The sequence below is a fragment of the Luteimonas lutimaris genome, assembly GCF_039537065.1.
In the GTDB taxonomy this organism is placed as follows: domain Bacteria; phylum Pseudomonadota; class Gammaproteobacteria; order Xanthomonadales; family Xanthomonadaceae; genus Luteimonas; species Luteimonas lutimaris.
Genome location: NZ_BAAAZU010000003.1, coordinates 382,225 through 400,239 on the forward strand (window position 1 = coordinate 382,225; position 18,015 = coordinate 400,239).

The following is an 18,015-nucleotide window of genomic DNA, read 5'->3' on the forward strand; positions in this document are numbered from 1 at the left end:
GCCCGCGACCGGCCATGCTCAGGGCTTGCGGCGCTCGTGCTGCCAGATGACCTCGCCGTGGCCGCTGGCGCGGGCAAGCACGCGGGCAAGCACGAACAGCAGGTCGGACAGCCGGTTGAGGTAGCGGATCGGCTGCGGACGCACGGTTTCCTGCCGCGCCAGCGTCACCGCCTGCCGCTCGGCGCGGCGGACCACGGTGCGGGCGACGTGGCAGCGCGCGGCGGCTTCGCCGCCGCCGGGCAGGATGAATTCCTTCAGCGGCGGCAGCGCCTCGTTGTAGTGGTCGAGGTGCTGCTCCAGGCGGTCGATGTCGGCGTCGTGGATCGCGGCGTGGCCGGGGATGCACAGCTCGCCGCCGAGGTCGAACAGCTGGTGCTGGATCGTCGTCAGCAGGTCGCGGATGTCATCGGCGACGTCCGCGGCCAGCAGCAGCCCGATGCAGGAGTTGGCCTCGTCGACCGTGCCGTAGGCATCGACCCGCGCCGAGTCCTTCGCCACCCGGCTGCCGTCGCCCAGGCCGGTGGTGCCGTCGTCGCCGGTGCGGGTGTAGATCTTCGAGAGGCGATTGCCCACGGCGGCCGGTCAGGCCTTCTTCTTGCGGTCGTGCGCGACCGGTGCGGCGTGCGCGGCGACCTGTTCGCACACCACCTGCGCGATCGCGGCGATCGCCACGAACATCGCGGTGCCACGCAGGTAGGGCAGGAACCAGTCGCCGTAGTTCTTCGCCCAGCCGGCGAAGGTCGGATCGGCAACGCTGTCGCTGAACCAGTAGAAGCCGCCCTGGGCGAACAGGTGGCACAGCGCGGTCGCCGCGACCACGGCTACGGCCAGCCGGCCCAGCGCGGCGACGCTGGCGCCGGTGTAGTTGCGGCGCAGCCACAGTCCGCCCAGCCACATCGACAGGTACGCGGGCACGAGGAACCAGTAGCCCGGCGACACGCAGTAGTGGCTCCAGAAATCCATGCCCTGGCGGGTGATCACCGCCCAGTCGATGCCCACCGCCAGCACCATCAGCAGCGGGAAGGCCCAGCGCGACCAGCCGCGCAGGTAGAAGCCGCCGAGCAGGAACACCGCCCATGACGCGTCGGGCACCGGCCCGAAGTGGGTGAAGACATGCGAGCGCGTCGCCGCCATCAGCAGGATCAGCAGGGACAGGACGAGGACGCGTTGCAGCTTGGTGTTCATGGAGGGGCTCCGGGCGCGGTGCGGACTGCGCTCATTCTAGCGAAACGGCGCGGGCCGGGCCGTATCATGGCGCCATGGAGACCGGACATGACGTGGTGATCGTCGGCGGCGGCCTGGTCGGGGCGAGCCTTGCGATCGCGCTGGACCGGATCGGGCTGGACGTGGGGTTGGTCGAGGCCACGCCGCCGGGCACGCTGCCGGCGGTGTTCGACGAGCGCAACCTCAGCTTCGCCGAGGCCACCGTCAACGCGCTGCAGGCGCTGGGCGTGATGGACCGGCTGCGCGCGCCCACCGGCGCCATCACCCGCATCCACGCCAGCCGCCGCGGCGACTTCGGCCGCGTGCTGCTGGCGGCGGCCGACTACGGCCGCGAGGCCTTCGGCCGGGTGGTGGTGGCGCGCGACTTCGGCGAGGCGCTGGAAGCGCGGCTGGGTGAACTGCAGCGGCTGACGCGCTACCGGCCCGCGCGCTTCATCGGGCTCGGCGAGGGCGAGGGCGACGGCGACGGCGGCGCGCGCGCGATCCGCATCGCCGACGATGGCGGCGAACACGAGCTGCGCGCGCGGCTGCTGGTCGCGGCCGACGGCACCCGCAGCGGCGTGCGCGACGCGCTGGGCATCGGCGCCGACAGCCACGACTATCTGCAGACCCTGTTCGTCGCCCGCCTGCGCGCGGCGCGCGCGCCCGACGGGACCGCGTACGAGCGACTCGGCGCCGACGGCCCGACCGCGCTGCTGCCGCGCGGCGACCGCCATTACGGCCTCGTCCACGGCGTGGCCCGTAACGAGGCCGACGCGGTGCAGGCGCTGGACGACGCGGCCTTCCTCGAACGCATCCAGCGCGCCTTCGGCTGGCGCGCCGGACGCTTCGTGTCCGTCGGCGCGCGCAGCGCCTATCCGGTAATCCGCACCGTCGCGCGTGAAACGGTCGCGCCGCGTGCCGCGCTGGTCGGCAACGCGGCGCAGACCCTGCACCCGATCGGCGCGCAGGGCTTCAACCTCGGCCTGCGCGACGCGCTGACGCTGGCCGAACTGGTCGAAACCCGCGGTGGCGATCCCGGCGCGCCGGAACTGCTCGCCGAACACGTCCGGCGCCGCCGCGGGGACCGCGAACGCACGCTGGCGATGAGCGACGGCCTGGCGCGGCTGACCGCGAACGACGCGCCGCTGCTGCGGCCGCTGCGCAGCCTCGGACTGCTGGCGCTGGACCGGCTGCCGTCGGCGCAGGCGCAACTGGTCGGCGGCGCGATGGGCTATCGCGGCGACGTACCGGCGCTGTGCAGGCGCGCGTCGTCGTGAGCCGCCGCGCCCGCAGCGACGTGGTGGTGGTCGGCGGCGGCGTGGTCGGCGCGGCCTGCGCGCTGGCGCTGGCCGGGCTCGACCTCGACGTGACCCTGGTCGAAGCCGCGGAACCCGCGCGCTGGTCACCGGCGCATCCGGACCTGCGGGTGTTCGCCTTCGCCCCCGACAACGCTGCCTTGCTCGATGGCTTCGACGCCTGGCGCGGCGTGCTCGAGGCTCGCGTGCAGCCATACCGGCGCATGCGGGTGTGGGACGCCGCCGGCGGCGGCGAGCTGGCATTCGACGCCGACGCCGTGGGCCGTCGCGAACTGGGCTGGATCGTCGAGAACGGCCTGCTGGTCGACCGGCTCTGGGCCGCGCTCGCGCGTGCCGGCGTGGAGGTGCGCATGCCGGCGCGGGTCGAGGGGCTGGAACAGGACGCCGCCGGCGTGCGCCTGCGGCTGGACGATGGCAGCCGCGTCGAGGCGCGGGTGGCGATTGCCGCGGACGGCGCCGGATCCACCCTGCGCAAACTCGCGGGCGGCGAGGTCAGCCGCCACGACTACGGCCAGCGCGGCGTGGTCGCCTTCATCGAGACCGGGCGGCCGCACGAGGAAACCGCGTGGCAGCGTTTTCTGCCGACCGGCCCGCTGGCGGTGCTGCCGTTCGCGGAGGGGCGCAGTTCCATCGTCTGGACGCTGCCCGATGCGCGTGCGGACGAGGTGCTGGCGCTCGACGACGACGGATTCGCGCGCGAACTCACGCGCGCCTTCGATGCGCGGCTGGGCGCGATGCGGGCGGTGTCGAAGCGGGCGGCGTTCCCGCTGCGCCGGCAGCTGGTGCAGTCGCAGGTGCACGGCCGCGTGCTGGTGGTCGGCGATGCCGCGCACGTGGTGCATCCGCTGGCCGGGCAGGGCGTCAACCTCGGCCTGCGCGACGTGGCCGCGCTGCGCGACGCCGTTGCAGCCGCGCGCAGTCGCAACGCCGACTGGACCACGCCGCACCGCCTCGCGCGCTGGGCGCGGGCGCGCGCCAGCGAAAACGCGGTCGCCGCGCACGCCTACGACGGCATCAACCGGCTGTTCTCCAGCGACGGCATGCACCGCACGCTGCTGCGCGGGCCGCTGCTCGGGCTTGCCGGGCGGCTGCCCGGGGTGACGCATGCGCTGTGGAGGCGTGCGGCCGGGGTTTGAGCGGCGGTTGGTAGAGCGACGCCTGGCGGGAGCAGCGGCCCTGCGGGAGCGGCCATGGCCGCGATCTGCCTGTCATGAAAGGCATCGCGGCCATGGCCGCTTCCACAAGAGGCCGGGGTGAAGAATCGAAAAGAAGAATCGAAACGAAGCCCCGCATGTGCGGGGCTACGTTTGCGACGCCGTGGCGAAAGGCGTGCGGCCCTACATCCAGCCGGCCAGTTCCTGCTTGTCGAGCTTGCCGTCGTGGTTGTTGTCCACCGCGTCGAACTCGGCGCTCAGGGTGGCGTTGGCCTTCGCTTCGCTGCGGCTGATGCTGCCGTTGCCGTTGCTGTCCAGCGCGGCAAAGTCGATCCGGTAGTCACCGACGACCGAGTTGGAGGGGCTGGAGGTGAAGGTCACCAGCGGCTCGCTGGGCCCCGTGGGCTCGACCTGCGGCGGCGGAGGCGGGGGCGGCGGGGCGGTGATGGCGTCCTGCGCCGCCTGCGCCGCGGCCCGTGCATCGGCTGCCGCTTCGGCAGCGAGGGCGGAGGCGGTCTGGGCCTGGCCCGACGCCGTGCGGCCTTCGACCGTCGCGCCGAACCCATGCGCGGTGCCGCTGCGCGCGGCGGCGCGCGCGCCGTTGGCGTCATTGGCCGAGTTGCCGGCCATGTTCGCAGCCTGTTGCGCCGCGCGCGACGCCTGGTCGGCCTGGTAGGCGTGGTAATCGGCGGCCGCCGCGCCCTCGGCGGTGACGGCGCCGGAGCGGCGCGCCTGTTCGGCAGCGCGCGCGGCTTCCCGCGCGGCCTGGGCCTGGCTGCGTGCCGCCTGCGCCTCGGCGTTTGCATCCTGCGCGTTGCGCTCGGTGCTCGGCCTGCTCTGCGCGGATTCGATGGTGGCCTGCGCGTACACGCTGCCGGTGGCCAGCGCCGCCAGCATGGCGATCGCCAGTCGTGACTGGGTAGAACGGATCATGGTGTGCTCCTTCCGGGACTCTCCGGGATCGCGCAGCGAACGTTAGGAGCAGCCCAATGAATGCGGCGTCAATCCCCGGAAACAGGGACTGAATGTCTCATGGCCGGGGCCTGGCGTGCGAATACCGTGATCTCCTCGCGGTCGTGGTACAGCTGCCGCGCGCGGATCGCCAGCGGTCGCTGCGCCTGCTCGGCGAACAGGTCCAGGCACAGGCGGGTTTCGTCCCAGCGTTTCTTCATCGGCAGCTTGAGGTTGAAGATCGCCTGCCGGCACCAGCCCTCGCGCAGCCAGGTGGCCATGCGCCCGGCGACCCGGCGCGGCTGTTCGACCATGTCGCAGACCATCCAGTCCAGCGGCCGCGGCGGCTGCCAGCGAAAACCGTCGGCGCGCAGGTGCTCGACCAGCCCGGTATCGAGGACATGCTGGCGCAGCGGGCCGTTGTCGATCGCGCTCACGCGCAGGCCGTGGCGTGCGAGCACCCAGGTCCAGCCGCCGGGCGCGGCGCCCAGGTCGGCGGCCTGCATGCCGTCGCGCAGCAGGCCGGTGCGCTCGTCGTCGTCGAGCAGGGTGAGCAGGGCTTCCTCGAGCTTGAGCGCCGAGCGCGAGGGCGCATCGGCGAGCAGGCGCAGGCGCGGGATGCCCAGCGGCCAGGGCGCGCTGTCGGCGGGATCGGCGACGGCGACGAAGGCGTGGTCGCCGTCGATGAAGCACACGTGCAGGCGCGGCAGTGCGTCGCTGTCGCGCGCGGCGAGCAGCCCCGCCTTGCGCAGCGCGGGACGCAGGGCGTTGCCGAACGCGCGTGCCAGTCCCGCCAGCGGCTTGCCGGCGTCGCTGTCGGGATGCTCGACCAGCAGTGCGCCATGGGGCTGGCCGGCAGTCATGCCTGCCTGCAGTGCTTCGATGATCGGGGTGATGCGGTCGTTCGGATCCAGTCCGCGCAGCTCCGCCAGCACGCGCAGCTTCTGCCGCGCGAACACCAGTCCGCGCCACGGCAGCGCGTGCGACAGCGCGTCGGTCTCGTCGCAGGCGAACACCACGAAGCCGCTGTTGCGTTCGGTGCGCGCGTAGCCGGCGAAACCGGCCCCGGTGGCGCGCGCGGTGAGCTCGGCGGCCAGTTCGGGCTCGAAGCCGGCGCGGCAGTAGCAGAGCAGTCCGGTCATCGTGCATTGCCCACGGGCAGATCGGCTACAGGGCGGCAGCCGGGGCTCAATAGTGTTGCCCGCCGCCCTCGCCATAGGCGCGCAGCACCGCGCGGGCGTCGTCGCGGTGGATGTCGCGCACGACCTCGATGCCGCGCTGTTCCAGTTCGCCCACCCAGTCGGCGGGCAGCGGGCCTTCGTCGAATTCGGTCAGCGCCATCACGTCCTCGGCGCGGGCGCCGATCAGCAGGCGGTCGATGCCGGCCCAGATCGTGGCGCCGTAGCACTGGCAGCACGGCTGCGCGGAGGTCGCCAGGGTGTAGCGGCCGTCGGGATCGCCGGCGTCGTCGCGGTTCAGGCGCGCGCGCTGCAGGCGCTGCTGGGCGAGCATGTAGGCCATGGTTTCGGCGTGGCCCAGCGAAGTGTTCTGCGGCAGCACCACGTTGACGCCAGCAGCGACGATGCGGCCGGCCTCGTTGAACACGGCGGCGCCGAACGGGCCGCCGGTGCGCGACTCGAGGTTGTGGCGCGACAGCTCGATCGCCAGCGCGACCTTGTCGGCGTCCGATTCGTAGAGGCGCGTCGTATCGACCGCGTCGTGCACCCATGCCGGCAGGGTGAGGTGGACCTGCGCGTAGAGCATCACAGCTTCACCTTCGACGCCGGCCGGGAATCCTGCGGCATGAAACCTTCGGCCGGTTCGCAACGGCCGGCATTGCACGAGCAGCTTTTGATTTCGCGGAAGCCGCAGATGCCCATGCGGCCGTCCTTCGCGCACTGCGACTGCACCGCCGCGGGGTCGACCGGGCTGTCCTTGTTGACGCAGGCGGGCATCATCCCGCAGCAGTTGCCGACGTTCTTCACCGCGCAATCGCTGTCGGCCTTGCAGCTGTAGTCGATGACCGGCGCTTCGCGGACCCGGTTGGGCGGCAGCGGACGCGACATCGTCGGCGGCGCCTTGGCGGCGGTGTCCTGCGGCGCGGCGTCGCCGCTGGTGGCGGGCGCGGCGCACGCGGCCAGCGTGGCGCACAGGCACAGGGCAAGCATTCGGAGGAAGCGGGTCATGGTTGGTCTCACTTCTGCGTCCACGTGTCGCGCAGTGTGACGGCGCGGTTGAACACCGGGGCGTCGCTGCGATGATCGCGGCGGTCGGCGACAAAATACCCGGTCCGCTCGAACTGGAACCGCGTCTCGGGCTCGGCCGCTGCCGCCGCGGGCTCGACATAACCCTGCACCACCGCGCGTGAATCCGGGTTGATGTGGTCGCGGTAGGTCTTGCCGTCGGCCTCGTCGTCCGGATTGGCGACCGAGAACAGGCGGTCGTAGAGACGGATCTCCGCCGCCACCGCGCGGGTCGCATCGACCCAGTGGATCGTGCCCTTGACCTTGCGGTTGGCGCCTTCCATGCCGGGGCGCGACTCGGGGTCGAGCGTGCCGCGCAGTTCGACCACGTTGCCGTCGTCGTCCTTGACCACCTCGTCGCAGCGCACAATGCCGGCCCCGCGCAGGCGCACTTCGCCGCCGGGCACCAGTCGCTTCCAGCCCTTGGGCGGGACTTCGGCGAAGTCGCCGCGCTCGATCCACAGCTCGCGCGAGAACGGCACCTCGCGCGTGCCGAAGGATTCGTCCTTCGGGTGGTTGGGAAACGTCAGCGTCTCTGTATGGCCTTCGGGCAGGTTGGCGAGCACGAACTTCAGCGGCTCGACCACCGCCATCCGCCGCGGCGCGCGTGCGTCGAGATCGTCGCGCAGGCAGCCTTCGAGCACCGAGAAGTCGATCACCGAGTTCTGCTTGCTGATGCCGACGCGGTCGACCAGCAGCCGCAGCGCCGCCGGCGTGTAGCCGCGCCGGCGCAGGCCCTGCAGGGTGTACATGCGCGGGTCGTCCCAGCCGTCGACCAGGCCTTCGGCCACGAGCTGGGTGAGCTTGCGCTTGCTCATCACCGTGTAGTTGATGTTCAGGCGCGAGAACTCGATCTGGCGCGGCTTGGCGGCCTCATTCGGCAGGCCCTTGCCCAGCAGCGGCGCGAGCAGTTCCGGCGAATTCGCAAGATCGACCCTGTCCACGCACCAGTCGTACAGCGGGCGGTGGTCCTCGAACTCCAGCGTGCACAGCGAATGGGTGATGCCCTCGATCGCGTCGCCCAGCGAGTGCGCGTAGTCGTACATCGGGTAGATCGGCCAGGCGTCGCCGGTGTTCTGGTGCGCGACCTGCTTGATCCGGTACAGCGCCGGGTCGCGCAAGTTCATGTTGCCGCTGGCCATGTCGATCTTCGCCCGCAGCGTGCGCGCGCCGTCGGCGAACTCGCCCGCGCGCATGCGGCGGAACAGGTCGAGGTTTTCCTCGACGCTGCGATCGCGGTACGGTGAATTGCGGCCCGGTTCGGTCAGCGTGCCGCGGTACTCGCGCACCTGCTCCGCGGACAGGTCGCAGACGAAGGCGTCGCCCTGCCGGATCAGCTTCTCCGCGCCGAGGTAGAACACCTCGAAGTAGTCCGAGGCATGGCGCAGGCCGGCCCAGTCGAAGCCCAGCCAGCGCACGTCGTCCTGGATCGCCTGCACGAACTCGGGGTCTTCCTTCGCCGGGTTGGTGTCGTCGAAGCGCAGGTTGCACAGGCCGCCGAACTCGGCGGCGATGCCGAAGTCCAGGCAGATCGCCTTGGCGTGGCCGATGTGCAGGTAGCCGTTGGGCTCGGGCGGGAAGCGGGTGCGGATGGCCGAATGCTTCCCGCTGGCCAGGTCCTGGCGGACGATCTGGCGGATGAAATCCTGCTTTTCGGCGGGCGGTGCCGGGTCGCCGGCGGTGTCGGCGCCGGGGGCGGTGCGGTGGCTCATGGGCGGGGGTGCCGGGGAAAAACAACAGTTTAGCCGAGCCCGGTGGTCGCGGGCGCACACCTGGAGACACCTGCGTGGCCCCTCCACGGCCGTTGCGGCGGCCTGGCTGGCATGCAAGTTGCGTGCGGTAGGGTATGGGCGGGGGGAAGCAATGCGCTGGATGCAGACAGGGGGACAGTCCGGATTGGCGGCTGCGGTGTGGCGCGGCGGTCATGGCCCGGGCGGTGGCAGGTTCCGATGATCCTGCGCGCACTGCGTAATTCGTCGCACCACGAGTGGCTGGTTGCAGGCTGCCTGTTGGCCCTGCTCGCGTTGGTCGCCAGCGCCGTCGCAGGCGGGCTGCCCGCCGCCGAGCTGGTGCCGGTGCGGATGTCGCCGTTGCCGGGCGCCGGCGCGGCCGCGGTCACCGCGGACGGGCAGGCGCTGCGTGTCGAGGGCAACGGCCGCGACACGTGGGCGCAGTTGCACTTCAGGCTGCCGCCGCGCGCCGATGGCGATGCCGATGCGACGTGGATGGTCTGGCTTGAACGCAAGCCGGTCGACGCCGTGCAGCTGGCCGGCAACGGCTGGGACAGCGAGCAGCGCGGCTTCTTCCACCCGCACGCCCGCGCGGGCCCGCTGCCGACGGGCTTCTTCTTCCACCTCCCGCAGGACTGGCAGGGCGACATCGACCTCCAGCTGCGCGTACGCAGCGAACTGCCCGTGGTGCTGCGGCCGCGGGTGCTCGAAGGCATCGAGGCCTGGCGGGTCGAGCGCCAGGGCGTGGCGATCAGCGCGACGATCTACGCCAGCCTGTTCACGCTTGCGCTGCTGGCGCTTGCGCTGTTCTTGGCGGCGCGCGACCGGCTGTTCCTGAGCCTGTTCGGCAGCGCGACGCTCACGCTGCTGACGCTGTCGGCGGCGAACGGCCACCTGTACCAGGTCGACGGGCTGCGCTGGCTGGCGACGTGGGGCGTGGAAGGGCTGCTGGCGCTGCAGTTCCTGCTCTGCGCCTCGTTGCCGCAGTTGCTGCTGCGCTACGCAGGCACGCGCGCGGCGCACCCCGGCATTGCGCGCGCGATCGACGTCGGCTGCATCGCGATGGCGGTGCTGGCTGCGGTGTCCCTGCTGGACCTACAGGTGCTGCTCCGCTGGCTGCAGCCGGCGGCCCTGGCCGCGCGCGTGGCCTGCGCGCTGGCCTGCCTGTGGCTGGTGTTCGACGCGGCCCGCCGCCGGCTGCCGATGGGCGGGCCGCTGGCCGTGCTCGGCGCACTGACGGTCGCCGCCGGCGTGGTGCGGCAGCTGATGCTGCTCGGACACATCGGGAATCTCCCATGGCTGCGTGCCGGCGACCAGATCGCGCTGGCCGGGGCGATGGCGATCCTCGCCGTCGGCGTCATCAACCGTATCGGCGACTACCGCGACCAGCGCGACCGCGACCAGCTGGCGCGCCTGGACTCGGAGCGGCGCATGCAGCGCGAGGCGGCGCGCTCGGATCTCAACGCCACGCTGCAGGCGCAGCTGCGCGGCAGCGCCGAGGGCGATATCGCGTGGACCGCCTTCCACCTGCTGCTCGAACGGCTGGCACCGCTGGTGCGCGCCGACCGCGCGCTGGTCGTGGCGCAGGGCTATCGCGGGCAGGACGTGCTGGTGGTGGTGCCGGTTGCGGCCAAGGCCGGGGTCGAGGCGCTGGTCGCCAGGCGTGGGCTGGCCCTCAAGCGTCAGGCCGCCAACGGCATTCCGCTGCAGCAGCCGGTGGCCACGGGCGAGGCTGCCGGCGGCGTGGCGATGGAGGCGCTGGTGCCGCTGCCGATCCGCGCCCCGGCCTGGGGCATGCTGCAGCTCGAACGCGCCGGCGGCGAGGGCTTCACCACCGAGGAAATGGCGCTGGCCGGCGAGTTCATCCGCCTGGCACTGGTCCACGTCGACCAGGCGCTGACGGCGATCCAGCTGCGGCGCTCGGCCGAGCTCGACGCGCTGACCGGCACCTTCAACCGCCGCACCATCGACCAGTGGCTGGGGCGCAGCTTCGGCGAGGTCGAGCGCGACGGCCAGCCGATTTCGGTGCTGTTCGTCGACATGGACCATTTCAAGGCCATCAACGACAAATATGGTCATGCCTGCGGCGACCACTGCCTGCGCTCGGTCGCGCAGGCGCTGCGCGCGGCGCTGGGCGAGGACGACCTGCTGGGACGCTACGGCGGCGAGGAGTTCATCGCGGTCCTGCCCGGTCGCGGCGGTGCGGCGGCGCGCCAGCTGGGCGAGGCGCTGCGCGCCGACGTGGAGCGGCTGGCGCTGGACTGGGAAGGCCAGCCGCTGCGCCTGACCGTGAGCGTGGGCGTGGCCACGCGCCTGCACGACGAGCGCCCTGCCCACACCATCGACCGCGCCGACAAGGCGCTGTACGCCGCCAAGCGCGGCGGCCGCAACCGCGTGCACGTGGCGCCGGCGGTGTTCAGTTGAGCCCATAGGGCTCTTTGCCTGGCCCTTGTGGGAGCGGCCATGGCCGCTCCCACAAGGGCAGTTCCCACGCGAGTCATTACCATGTGCCGTCGCCGTTCCGGCGAGTCCGTGCAGGGGGCGCTGCGATGACCCGTTCGAAAGCCGAGCCCGGGGCACTTGCCTGGATGCTGGCCGGCGCCGCGATCATCGGCACCAACGGCATCATGGTCGAGCTCGCCGGTACGCCGCCCACCGTATCGGCGTTCTGGCGCATGGCCTTCGCCGGCGCGATGCTGCTGGGCTGGGTGCTGGTGTCCGGCGGCTGGCGTGCGCTGTCGCCGCGGGCCTGGCTCTGGATCGCCCTCACCGGCGCTGCGTTCTCCGCCGACCTGTGGCTCTGGCATCGCAGCATCCTGCTGGTCGGGCCGGGGCTGGCGACGCTGCTGGGCAACGCGCAGGTGTTCTTCATGGCGCTGGCCGGGGTGCTGTTCTTCCACGAACGACTCGGTCCGCGCTTCGTTGCCGGCCTGCTGCTGGCGTTCGCCGGGCTGTGGCTGATGCTGGGCACGCACTGGCCGCAGCTGCCGCCGCAGTACCGATGGGGCGTGTGGCTGGGGCTGGGGACGGGCGTGTGCTACGCGGCCTACAACCTGTGCCTGCGGCGCGCGCAGGGCGAGGCGCACGTCGACCGTGCCGCGGCGGCGCCGGTGGCGCAGGTGCTGGGCATCGCCGCGCTGGTCAGCGCGGTGTTCCTCGGCGGCGCGGCCGCGGCGGAGGGCGCGCCGTTCGCGATCCCGTCGCTGAAGTCGCTGGTGGTGCTGCTGGCGCTGGCCGGGTTCGGCCACTGCCTGAGCTGGGTGCTGATCTCGCGCGCGATGGCGCAGCTGCGCGTGGCACTGGTCGGGCTGTTGTTGCTGTTGCAGCCGGTGGTGGCGTTTGTGCTGGATGCGTGGCTGTTCGACCGCGCCACCGAGCCGCGGGAATGGTTCGGGCTCGCGCTGAGCCTGGCGGGGATCTTCCTGGCCGGGCTGAAGGGGCGTTCGCGGTTGCCGGAGCAGCCTGCCTGATCCGCAACCCGCCGCCGGCTCGAGCAGCGGTGGGTTGGGAACATGGCGCACGGCCAACGATAATGCGCCGACGCCCATCGGGCTTTCGCAAGGACTGCGTATGCCACTGGAATTACGTTGCGTCGGATCCGGGGCCTTCCGGCCACGGAGACCCGGGCGGCCTGGCGCTGAGTCGGCCTCCTGCGCGCGGACGAGCCCATCGCGGTTACGCCAGGGCATGGTGACGTGCTTGCGCGCCACCGGTCTGTGGGGGCTGGTCGGCGTCGCCCTCCTGGGTGGCCCGGCGAGAGCGGAGATCAGTCCACCGGATCCGGAGAACGCGCCTCCACCGGCGTTGATTCCCGTGTGTGTCAGTGTGTTTGAGCAGCAGTGCGGGCTTTTGGCCAGGGACGGCACGTGGGCTGTCGAGCCGGCCTACTCGGCGCTGTATGCCAGGGACGATCTCTGGGAAACCAGGTGGGAAGGAAAGGCGGGCGTGCTCGATTCCGACGGCCGGCTGTTGTTCGAGCCGCGCTTCGCGGAACTCGGGCGTTTCAGCGATGGCCTGGCGCCAGCAAGCCTGAGGGGTGGAGTCCGTGGCCTCAGCGGCTACGTCGACCACCGCGGGAACTGGGTCGTCCCGGCGCGTTACTTCATCGCGGGGGCGTTTTCGGAAGGGCTCGCCGTGGTCGAGGACTGGATCGGCGGCCCCAACGACGGGCACGCCGATTGCTATTACATTCGGCCGGACGGCGAGCAGGCTTTTGCCGGAAAGTGGAACGGCTGCGACGCCTTCCGCTTCGGCATGGCGGCGGTCGACCGTGGCCCGAGCGTGCGGTCGAGTTCGAACATCGACCAGGCCAGCATGGCGACCGTCGACGCCCGGGGAAACATCCTGGCCCCCTGGGCCAAGCGTTATCGGCTCACGCCGCTGTCCGCCGATCGCGTACTTGAACATGGTTTCGACCACGATGCGTTGCTCGATCGGCACGGCAAGGTGCTGTTCCGCGTACCCGAAGATGGCGTTCTGGAGTACGCCGGCGAGGGCCGGTTTTTCTACGCGCTCGACCGCGGCAAGCGGGGGCTGCTGGACATGCGGTCCGTGCGGCCGCTGGTGACGCCCGAGCACGGCTGGGATCGCACGACGCGCTTTTCCGGCGGAGTGGCCTGGGTCACGCAGTCCGAGCGCGGCGGACAGGACCGCCATGTGCTGATCGATCTGCAGGGGCGGCCAATCCTGAAGGTCGATTACGACGCTGTCGACGACTTTTCCGCCGGTGCGGCAGCCGTCCGGCGGAGCGACGGGAACTGGCGGCTGATCGACCGGAAGGGACAGGCGCTCACCGAGGCCGTCTACGCACGATTCGAACCCGCCTGGATGTGGTACGACCAGTCACCGCGCGCCGGCGATGTCTGGCGGGCCGGCCGTCGCGACCGGGACGAGACGGTCGACTGGATCGATGCCCGCGGCGCGCGGCTGGCCACGAAGAGCAAGTTGCCGTGCGGTATCGAGGTCGTGCGCAATGCCCGCGACGAGATCATCTGGCCGCGCGACGTGGAAGCCAGCTGTTTCGTGGCTGCATCGTCGCGGGGCCAGGGATGGGATGTGCCCGCGGACTCCGGCCTGGACGACGCACGCGTCATGGCAGTGCGTGTTCTGCGTGCCCGGGAGAGAGTTGCCGGGCTGGGCAGTCTCCGGTGGCGCCTGGCGGGGATACCGGACTCGGAACCGTCCGTCGAGCAGCAGATCTTCAATGCGCCCTGGCAGAGGGGGCCGGTGGTGGTCCGGTTGGAGGGACCGGTGACGCTCGACCTGCCGCCGGGGTACCGCTACCTGGCCGCGGACTACGTGCCGGCCGTGCGGTCATTGTTCGGCGAGCTGCTGCCACCCGACGATGGCCTGCCGTTTGCCCTCGTGGTCGACGACGACATGATGGTTGTGCTGCGCTTTGCGCTGGTGGAGGCGGGTCATGTGTCGGTCGACGACGAGCGGCTCGACCCGGATTCGCTGAAACTGCGCATGCGGGACGGTGTGGCCGGGTTCGCAGGGGCTCGAAGCGGCTATGCAAGGCATTCGATCGACTGGCTGCGCCAGCCGCGCTGGGACGGCGACCGGCATCGACTGGACTGGGCCTTCAGGGATTCCAATGCTTACGCCGTCAACAGCGTGCAGTTGGGCAGGCAATGGGTGCTGGCGGCGCAAAGCGCCAACGGGTGGGTGTTCGGGGAGGACTACGCCGTACTGGCGCAGCAGTCGCTCGACCAGGTGATGGCGGGTGTCCGCTTCGACGAAGACCAGGTCTACACCGATGCGCGCCCTGGCGACAGGAAAGCGGCCATGGACCTGACCGGCTACATCACCGGTACGCCAGCGCGCCGGCTCCGTCCCGATGCGCCGGCAGCCGGCGTGACCGCGACGGGGCGGGTCGCCGCCGTGCTGGCCGTCCTGGTCCTGCTGGCGGTGGTGGTGGCCGGCTGGCGGCTCTCGTTCGGGAGTTTGCGACGTCCGTAGCGGCGCCGTGCCTCAGCGGGTGCGCGCCGCTTCGTTCCGGACAGGTACGTCGCGCAATGTTGCGGCCAGTTCCCCGGCCCTGGCCTTGGCAGACGCCAGGCGCTGGCGGGTGTCGGATCCGTTCTGCAGCGCTAGGTCGAAGATGCCGGCCGTGGCATCGGCTTCGTCGCCGTTGGCAAACCCGAGTTGGGCCACCGCGATGCCGGCGGCTGCACGTGCCTGGTCTTCTTCCAGGTAGCTCAGTCCAAGACCGTACCAGGCCTTGGGGTTGCGGGGATCGGTCGCTGCGGCCTGCGTGAACATGGCGCGGGCCTCGGCGGGGCGGCCGCGAAGCAGCAACCGGACGCCCAGTTCGATCACGGCGAAGGCGGCGTACGGGTCGGCTTCGACAATGGCACGCAGGTCATCGTCCCGCGTTTCCAATCTCTCGCGAGTCGACTCGTTTCGCTGTCCGATTCCGGCGAAATACGCCTGCAGGCTGGCCGGTTGTGCACGCGGATACGCCTGCGCCGCAGCGGTCAGTTCGGCCATGGCGTGTGCATATGCGGATGCGTCGCCGGCGCCCATCGCCTCCAGGACGCCCAATGTTGCATGTTCCATCCGGGCGGGATCGGGCCTGGTGGTGACCGGCACGATGGGGGGTAGCGGATCCGGTTCGGCACGCTGCTCCACGACGACCGGACGGGAGATCGTGGCGTGGGGACGGATCGGATCGGCGGGAACCGGGTCGTTGCCGCAGGACCGTGACATCAGGATGCAGCCGAGCACGACGATGACGATCGCGGTCAGGCAACCGGATGTGCCACCGGCAGATGGTCCGGACTGTGGAGCGCCGCGTCGCGGACCAGTCGTCGTCGCGTGTGCACGGCCGGGTGCAGGCGTGTGCACACGCCGTGCCCGTGTCTGTCGCGGTTGTGCCCGTGCCTGGCGACGGGAGCGTTCCAGCAGTTCGGCGCGTGCACACGCGGCGCAGGCCATCCCCGTGAAATGCTGGTGCGCGGGATTGCGCCGGCAACCGACCAGCTGGCCACCATCGCGGCGGGCGTAGCGGGTGAGCAGCTTGGCCCATTCGTCTGCATCCGGGCGGTCACGTCCGCCGAAGGCGCGGTCGAACAGGTCGCGCAGTTCTCCCGGCATCAGTGCATGGCCACTGACGGGGCTGGGCGCCATCGCCGGGTTCGGTCGCCGGCCATAGGCATAACAGTCGTCGCGGATGCGCCCGGGGATGTCCGTCGGCACGCGTTGCGACCCGGGCTTTCCGGTGAACGGATGGATGCCGAAGTTGAGCAGCCGGAAGACCACCACGGCCAACGCGAACAGGTCTTGCGTACGTTCGCCTTCGGACGCGACACCGCCGCGCTGGAACTCAGGCGCGAGGTAGTCAGGCGTGAACTGGCTGGCGCGGAAACGTTCGCCGCGGCCCTGGATACTGAAGCCGTCGCAATCGAGCAGGGCGATGTACAGCGACTCCCGGTAGAAGCGCAGGTTCACCGGCTTCAGGTCCACCACGTAGTGTTGCCTGCGGTGGAGGGCCGCGATCACCGATGCGAGGTTGGCGGCCAAGGTCATCTTGGCGCCCAGCCCGGTCGGCAGGCCCTGGGCGGCGGCCTGGCGCTCCTGGAGCACGGTTTCCAGTTCCGACGTCGCAGCGATGTCCAGCAGCGGCATCAGAAAGCCGAGGAAGCGGCCGCGGTCATCGTGGACAAGTTCGGTGGGCCACGCGATCTGTACGTACCGCTCGCCGTGCTCCTCGCGCACGGGAAGGTCCGGACTCAGCGCCAGCATCGCCTCCACCTTGCGGCTGTAGGCATCCGGATGCAGGTGGTCGTGGTAGAGCTTGGCCACGCTTTGCGGCCGTCGCGGCAGCAGGTACACGCTACCCGCGCCGCCGCTCTTGATCAGGCGGCCCAGCGTGACCCGCGAGGCGCCGACACGCACTGCCTTGCCGCTGCGCCCCCCGGTGCCGGCCACGTCGGTCAGTCTCCGAGCGCGATCAGCAGGGTCTTGTCATCGCTGGTGATGCCATGCGTGCGTGGATCGTCGAGGGTGGCGGCCAGCGCCTGCGACCCCGTGGCCTCGTCCGCCTGGGCAAGGTAGCGCTCGACGGGTTCCACGAAGGGGGCGAACAGTGCCTGGTTGCCCCTGGCCATCACGAAGGGCATCGCGCCGTCGGACATCAGTAGCACACTGCGCGCGGGTTTTTCGATCGGGGATATGCGCAGGTGCGCAAGCCAGTCATGGCCAGTAAGGAAAAACGTCTCGTTGGCGTATTCGCCGTTTTCCGGTAACGACAACGTGATCCCGTCGTCATGCCGTGCCACGCCGATGCCGTCGCCGACATGGAAGAACCAGCCGTGCTCCGGCCCCATCACCACGCCGACGACGGTAGCGGCGTATGCCGACAGTTCTGTCCGCGCGATCCGGGCGTGTTCCGCCAGTGCTTCGCGTGTTTCCGTGAGAACGTCGGTGACCAGCTTCTCGATGTCCGCATGGTCCGCTGACGCCAGCAATTCTCCGCGCGCGGTCAGCACCTGCACGGTAGCGTGCGAAATCCTGCTCGAGCCGATATGGCTGGAGGCCGCCGAGCCGGCACCGTCGCAGACCACCGCGATCAGCCATTCGCCGTGCCGCGCGAATGCCGACGCGTCCTGGCAAGGCAGGCCGGCGGCCACATGCGAGCTGCCTTTCGCCGACGCGGCGAAAATGCGCCAGGCCATGGGTCAGGCGGTCACCGTCGACCAGCTGTCGGTAGCGGGCAACTGGACCTGGTCACCGGTCTTGGACTGCGAGACGACCTGCATGCTGGTGCTCAGCCACAGGAACAGTTCATTGAACTGCAGCCCGGCCAGGCGCTTCACGCCTGCAGTGCCGCGGCTGCAAAAGGCGCCCAGGGTATCGGGGTGCGAGCCTTCGCCCACCGCGATCGGGAAGACCGCGACCTTGTGCGACCGCTCGGCCTCGCAGCAGCGTTGTGCGCCGGATTCCCAGGCATCAGTGGGCACGCCATCGCTCATCAGGAACAGCCATGGCCGCGTGTAGGCGATGCCGGACTGCTTGTAGCGTGCCTTCTCGGCTTCGATTTCACCGAGCGCAAGCTCCACGGCCTGGCCGGTCGGGGTGGTTCCGTTCGCTTCCAGCGTCGGTGCCGTGAAATCCATTGCGTCACACCAGTCGCCAACGACCTCGGCGGTATCCAGCCCGCCATAGCGGATGACAAGCAGGCGCACGCGCTTGGCGGCGATCACGTCGTCCTTGAGCTCACGCTCCAGCAACTGGAGGCCTTCGTTGAGCTGGTTGATCGGTGCGCCGCCCATGCTGCCGGAGCAGTCCAGTACCAGTACCAGCGGCGTGCGCTGCTCCGTGTTGTCCACCAGGGCGACGTCGGGAATCACTGGCTGAGTCATCGTATGCCTTCCTTGGGTCAGTCGAGTCGCCGAAGTGTAGCCACTCAGCC

General features: G+C 70.8%; 15 protein-coding genes. 5 read left to right on the forward strand and 10 right to left on the reverse strand.

All coding sequences use genetic code 11. From position 1 onward, the window contains the following. Positions 1-18: 18 nt before the first annotated feature. Both ABD679_RS03785 and ABD679_RS03790 read right to left on the reverse strand, forming a co-directional pair. Positions 19-573 carry a cob(I)yrinic acid a,c-diamide adenosyltransferase gene (locus ABD679_RS03785; protein ID WP_344758599.1) on the reverse strand — a complete coding sequence of 185 codons (555 nt, stop codon included), beginning with the start codon at positions 571-573 and terminating at the stop codon, positions 19-21. Between the two features lie 9 nt (positions 574-582). Beyond that, positions 583-1,185, reverse strand: a complete 603-nt coding sequence (locus tag ABD679_RS03790; RefSeq protein ID WP_344758600.1) for a hypothetical protein — start codon at positions 1,183-1,185, stop codon at positions 583-585. Positions 1,186-1,259: 74 nt separating this feature from the next. Here ABD679_RS03790 and ubiH point away from each other — a divergent pair, with 74 nt between their 5' ends. Both ubiH and ABD679_RS03800 read left to right on the forward strand, forming a co-directional pair. Next, positions 1,260-2,483: a 2-octaprenyl-6-methoxyphenyl hydroxylase gene (gene ubiH / locus ABD679_RS03795; protein ID WP_344758601.1), complete on the forward strand. Its 1,224-nt coding sequence runs from the start codon at positions 1,260-1,262 to the stop codon at positions 2,481-2,483. Next, positions 2,480-3,658 carry a UbiH/UbiF family hydroxylase gene (locus ABD679_RS03800; RefSeq protein WP_344758602.1) on the forward strand — a complete coding sequence of 393 codons (1,179 nt, stop codon included), beginning with the start codon at positions 2,480-2,482 and terminating at the stop codon, positions 3,656-3,658. The genes ubiH and ABD679_RS03800 overlap by 4 nt, the downstream gene beginning before the upstream one ends. Before the next feature lie 201 nt (positions 3,659-3,859). Here ABD679_RS03800 and ABD679_RS03805 read toward each other — a convergent pair whose 3' ends face one another. The 5 genes from ABD679_RS03805 to ABD679_RS03825 form a co-directional block, all read right to left on the reverse strand. Continuing rightward, the gene (locus ABD679_RS03805) at positions 3,860-4,609 is read right to left on the reverse strand and encodes an EF-hand domain-containing protein (protein ID WP_344758603.1); all 750 of its coding nucleotides are present in this window, start codon (positions 4,607-4,609) and stop codon (positions 3,860-3,862) included. Between the two features lie 68 nt (positions 4,610-4,677). Next, positions 4,678-5,769 (reverse strand): 23S rRNA (cytidine(2498)-2'-O)-methyltransferase RlmM, encoded by a 1,092-nt coding sequence (gene rlmM / locus ABD679_RS03810; protein WP_344758604.1) that lies wholly within the window; start codon positions 5,767-5,769, stop codon positions 4,678-4,680. Positions 5,770-5,815: 46 nt separating this feature from the next. Continuing rightward, on the reverse strand, positions 5,816-6,391 hold the full coding sequence (locus ABD679_RS03815; protein WP_344758605.1) for a nucleoside deaminase: 576 nt from the start codon (positions 6,389-6,391) through the stop codon (positions 5,816-5,818). Next, entirely contained in the window at positions 6,391-6,813 is a 423-nt protein-coding gene (locus ABD679_RS03820; RefSeq protein WP_344758606.1) for a hypothetical protein, read from the reverse strand. The genes ABD679_RS03815 and ABD679_RS03820 overlap by 1 nt, the downstream gene beginning before the upstream one ends. Positions 6,814-6,821: 8 nt before the next feature. Continuing rightward, complete coding sequence (locus ABD679_RS03825; RefSeq protein WP_344758607.1) at positions 6,822-8,582, reverse strand: glutamine--tRNA ligase/YqeY domain fusion protein; 1,761 nt, start codon at positions 8,580-8,582, stop codon at positions 6,822-6,824. Positions 8,583-8,819: 237 nt separating this feature from the next. On the opposite strand from ABD679_RS03825, the gene ABD679_RS03830 reads away from it, so the two are divergent. The 3 genes from ABD679_RS03830 to ABD679_RS03840 all read left to right on the forward strand — a co-directional run bounded on the left by ABD679_RS03830 (position 8,820) and on the right by ABD679_RS03840 (position 14,561). Then, positions 8,820-11,024, forward strand: a complete 2,205-nt coding sequence (locus ABD679_RS03830; RefSeq protein WP_344758608.1) for a GGDEF domain-containing protein — start codon at positions 8,820-8,822, stop codon at positions 11,022-11,024. Positions 11,025-11,149: 125 nt separating this feature from the next. Then, positions 11,150-12,070: a DMT family transporter gene (locus ABD679_RS03835; protein WP_344758609.1), complete on the forward strand. Its 921-nt coding sequence runs from the start codon at positions 11,150-11,152 to the stop codon at positions 12,068-12,070. Positions 12,071-12,299: 229 nt separating this feature from the next. Then, positions 12,300-14,561, forward strand: coding sequence for a DUF2167 domain-containing protein (locus ABD679_RS03840; protein WP_344758610.1), 2,262 nt, complete (start codon positions 12,300-12,302; stop codon positions 14,559-14,561). Between the two features lie 12 nt (positions 14,562-14,573). Here ABD679_RS03840 and ABD679_RS03845 read toward each other — a convergent pair whose 3' ends face one another. From ABD679_RS03845 to ABD679_RS03855, 3 genes are read right to left on the reverse strand one after another with little or no spacing between them, the layout of a single operon-like run. Then, the gene (locus tag ABD679_RS03845) at positions 14,574-16,532 is read right to left on the reverse strand and encodes a tetratricopeptide repeat protein (protein WP_344758611.1); all 1,959 of its coding nucleotides are present in this window, start codon (positions 16,530-16,532) and stop codon (positions 14,574-14,576) included. A gap of 5 nt (positions 16,533-16,537) precedes the next feature. Further along, positions 16,538-17,278: a PP2C family serine/threonine-protein phosphatase gene (locus ABD679_RS03850; RefSeq protein WP_344758612.1), complete on the reverse strand. Its 741-nt coding sequence runs from the start codon at positions 17,276-17,278 to the stop codon at positions 16,538-16,540. A 3-nt stretch (positions 17,279-17,281) separates the two neighbouring features. After that, the gene (locus tag ABD679_RS03855; RefSeq protein ID WP_344758613.1) at positions 17,282-17,965 is read right to left on the reverse strand and encodes a vWA domain-containing protein; all 684 of its coding nucleotides are present in this window, start codon (positions 17,963-17,965) and stop codon (positions 17,282-17,284) included. Positions 17,966-18,015: the final 50 nt, after the last annotated feature.

Coding starts and splice junctions, on each gene's coding strand:
- ABD679_RS03790 (WP_344758600.1), bottom strand. CDS start 1,185: ATGAACACCAAGCTGCAACGCGTCCTCGTCCTGTCCCTGCTGATCCTG.
- ubiH (WP_344758601.1), top strand. CDS start 1,260: ATGGAGACCGGACATGACGTGGTGATCGTCGGCGGCGGCCTGGTCGGG.
- ABD679_RS03805 (WP_344758603.1), bottom strand. CDS start 4,609: ATGATCCGTTCTACCCAGTCACGACTGGCGATCGCCATGCTGGCGGCG.
- rlmM (WP_344758604.1), bottom strand. CDS start 5,769: ATGACCGGACTGCTCTGCTACTGCCGCGCCGGCTTCGAGCCCGAACTG.
- ABD679_RS03815 (WP_344758605.1), bottom strand. CDS start 6,391: ATGCTCTACGCGCAGGTCCACCTCACCCTGCCGGCATGGGTGCACGAC.
- ABD679_RS03820 (WP_344758606.1), bottom strand. CDS start 6,813: ATGACCCGCTTCCTCCGAATGCTTGCCCTGTGCCTGTGCGCCACGCTG.
- ABD679_RS03825 (WP_344758607.1), bottom strand. CDS start 8,582: ATGAGCCACCGCACCGCCCCCGGCGCCGACACCGCCGGCGACCCGGCA.
- ABD679_RS03830 (WP_344758608.1), top strand. CDS start 8,820: ATGATCCTGCGCGCACTGCGTAATTCGTCGCACCACGAGTGGCTGGTT.
- ABD679_RS03835 (WP_344758609.1), top strand. CDS start 11,150: ATGACCCGTTCGAAAGCCGAGCCCGGGGCACTTGCCTGGATGCTGGCC.
- ABD679_RS03850 (WP_344758612.1), bottom strand. CDS start 17,278: ATGGCCTGGCGCATTTTCGCCGCGTCGGCGAAAGGCAGCTCGCATGTG.
- ABD679_RS03855 (WP_344758613.1), bottom strand. CDS start 17,965: ATGACTCAGCCAGTGATTCCCGACGTCGCCCTGGTGGACAACACGGAG.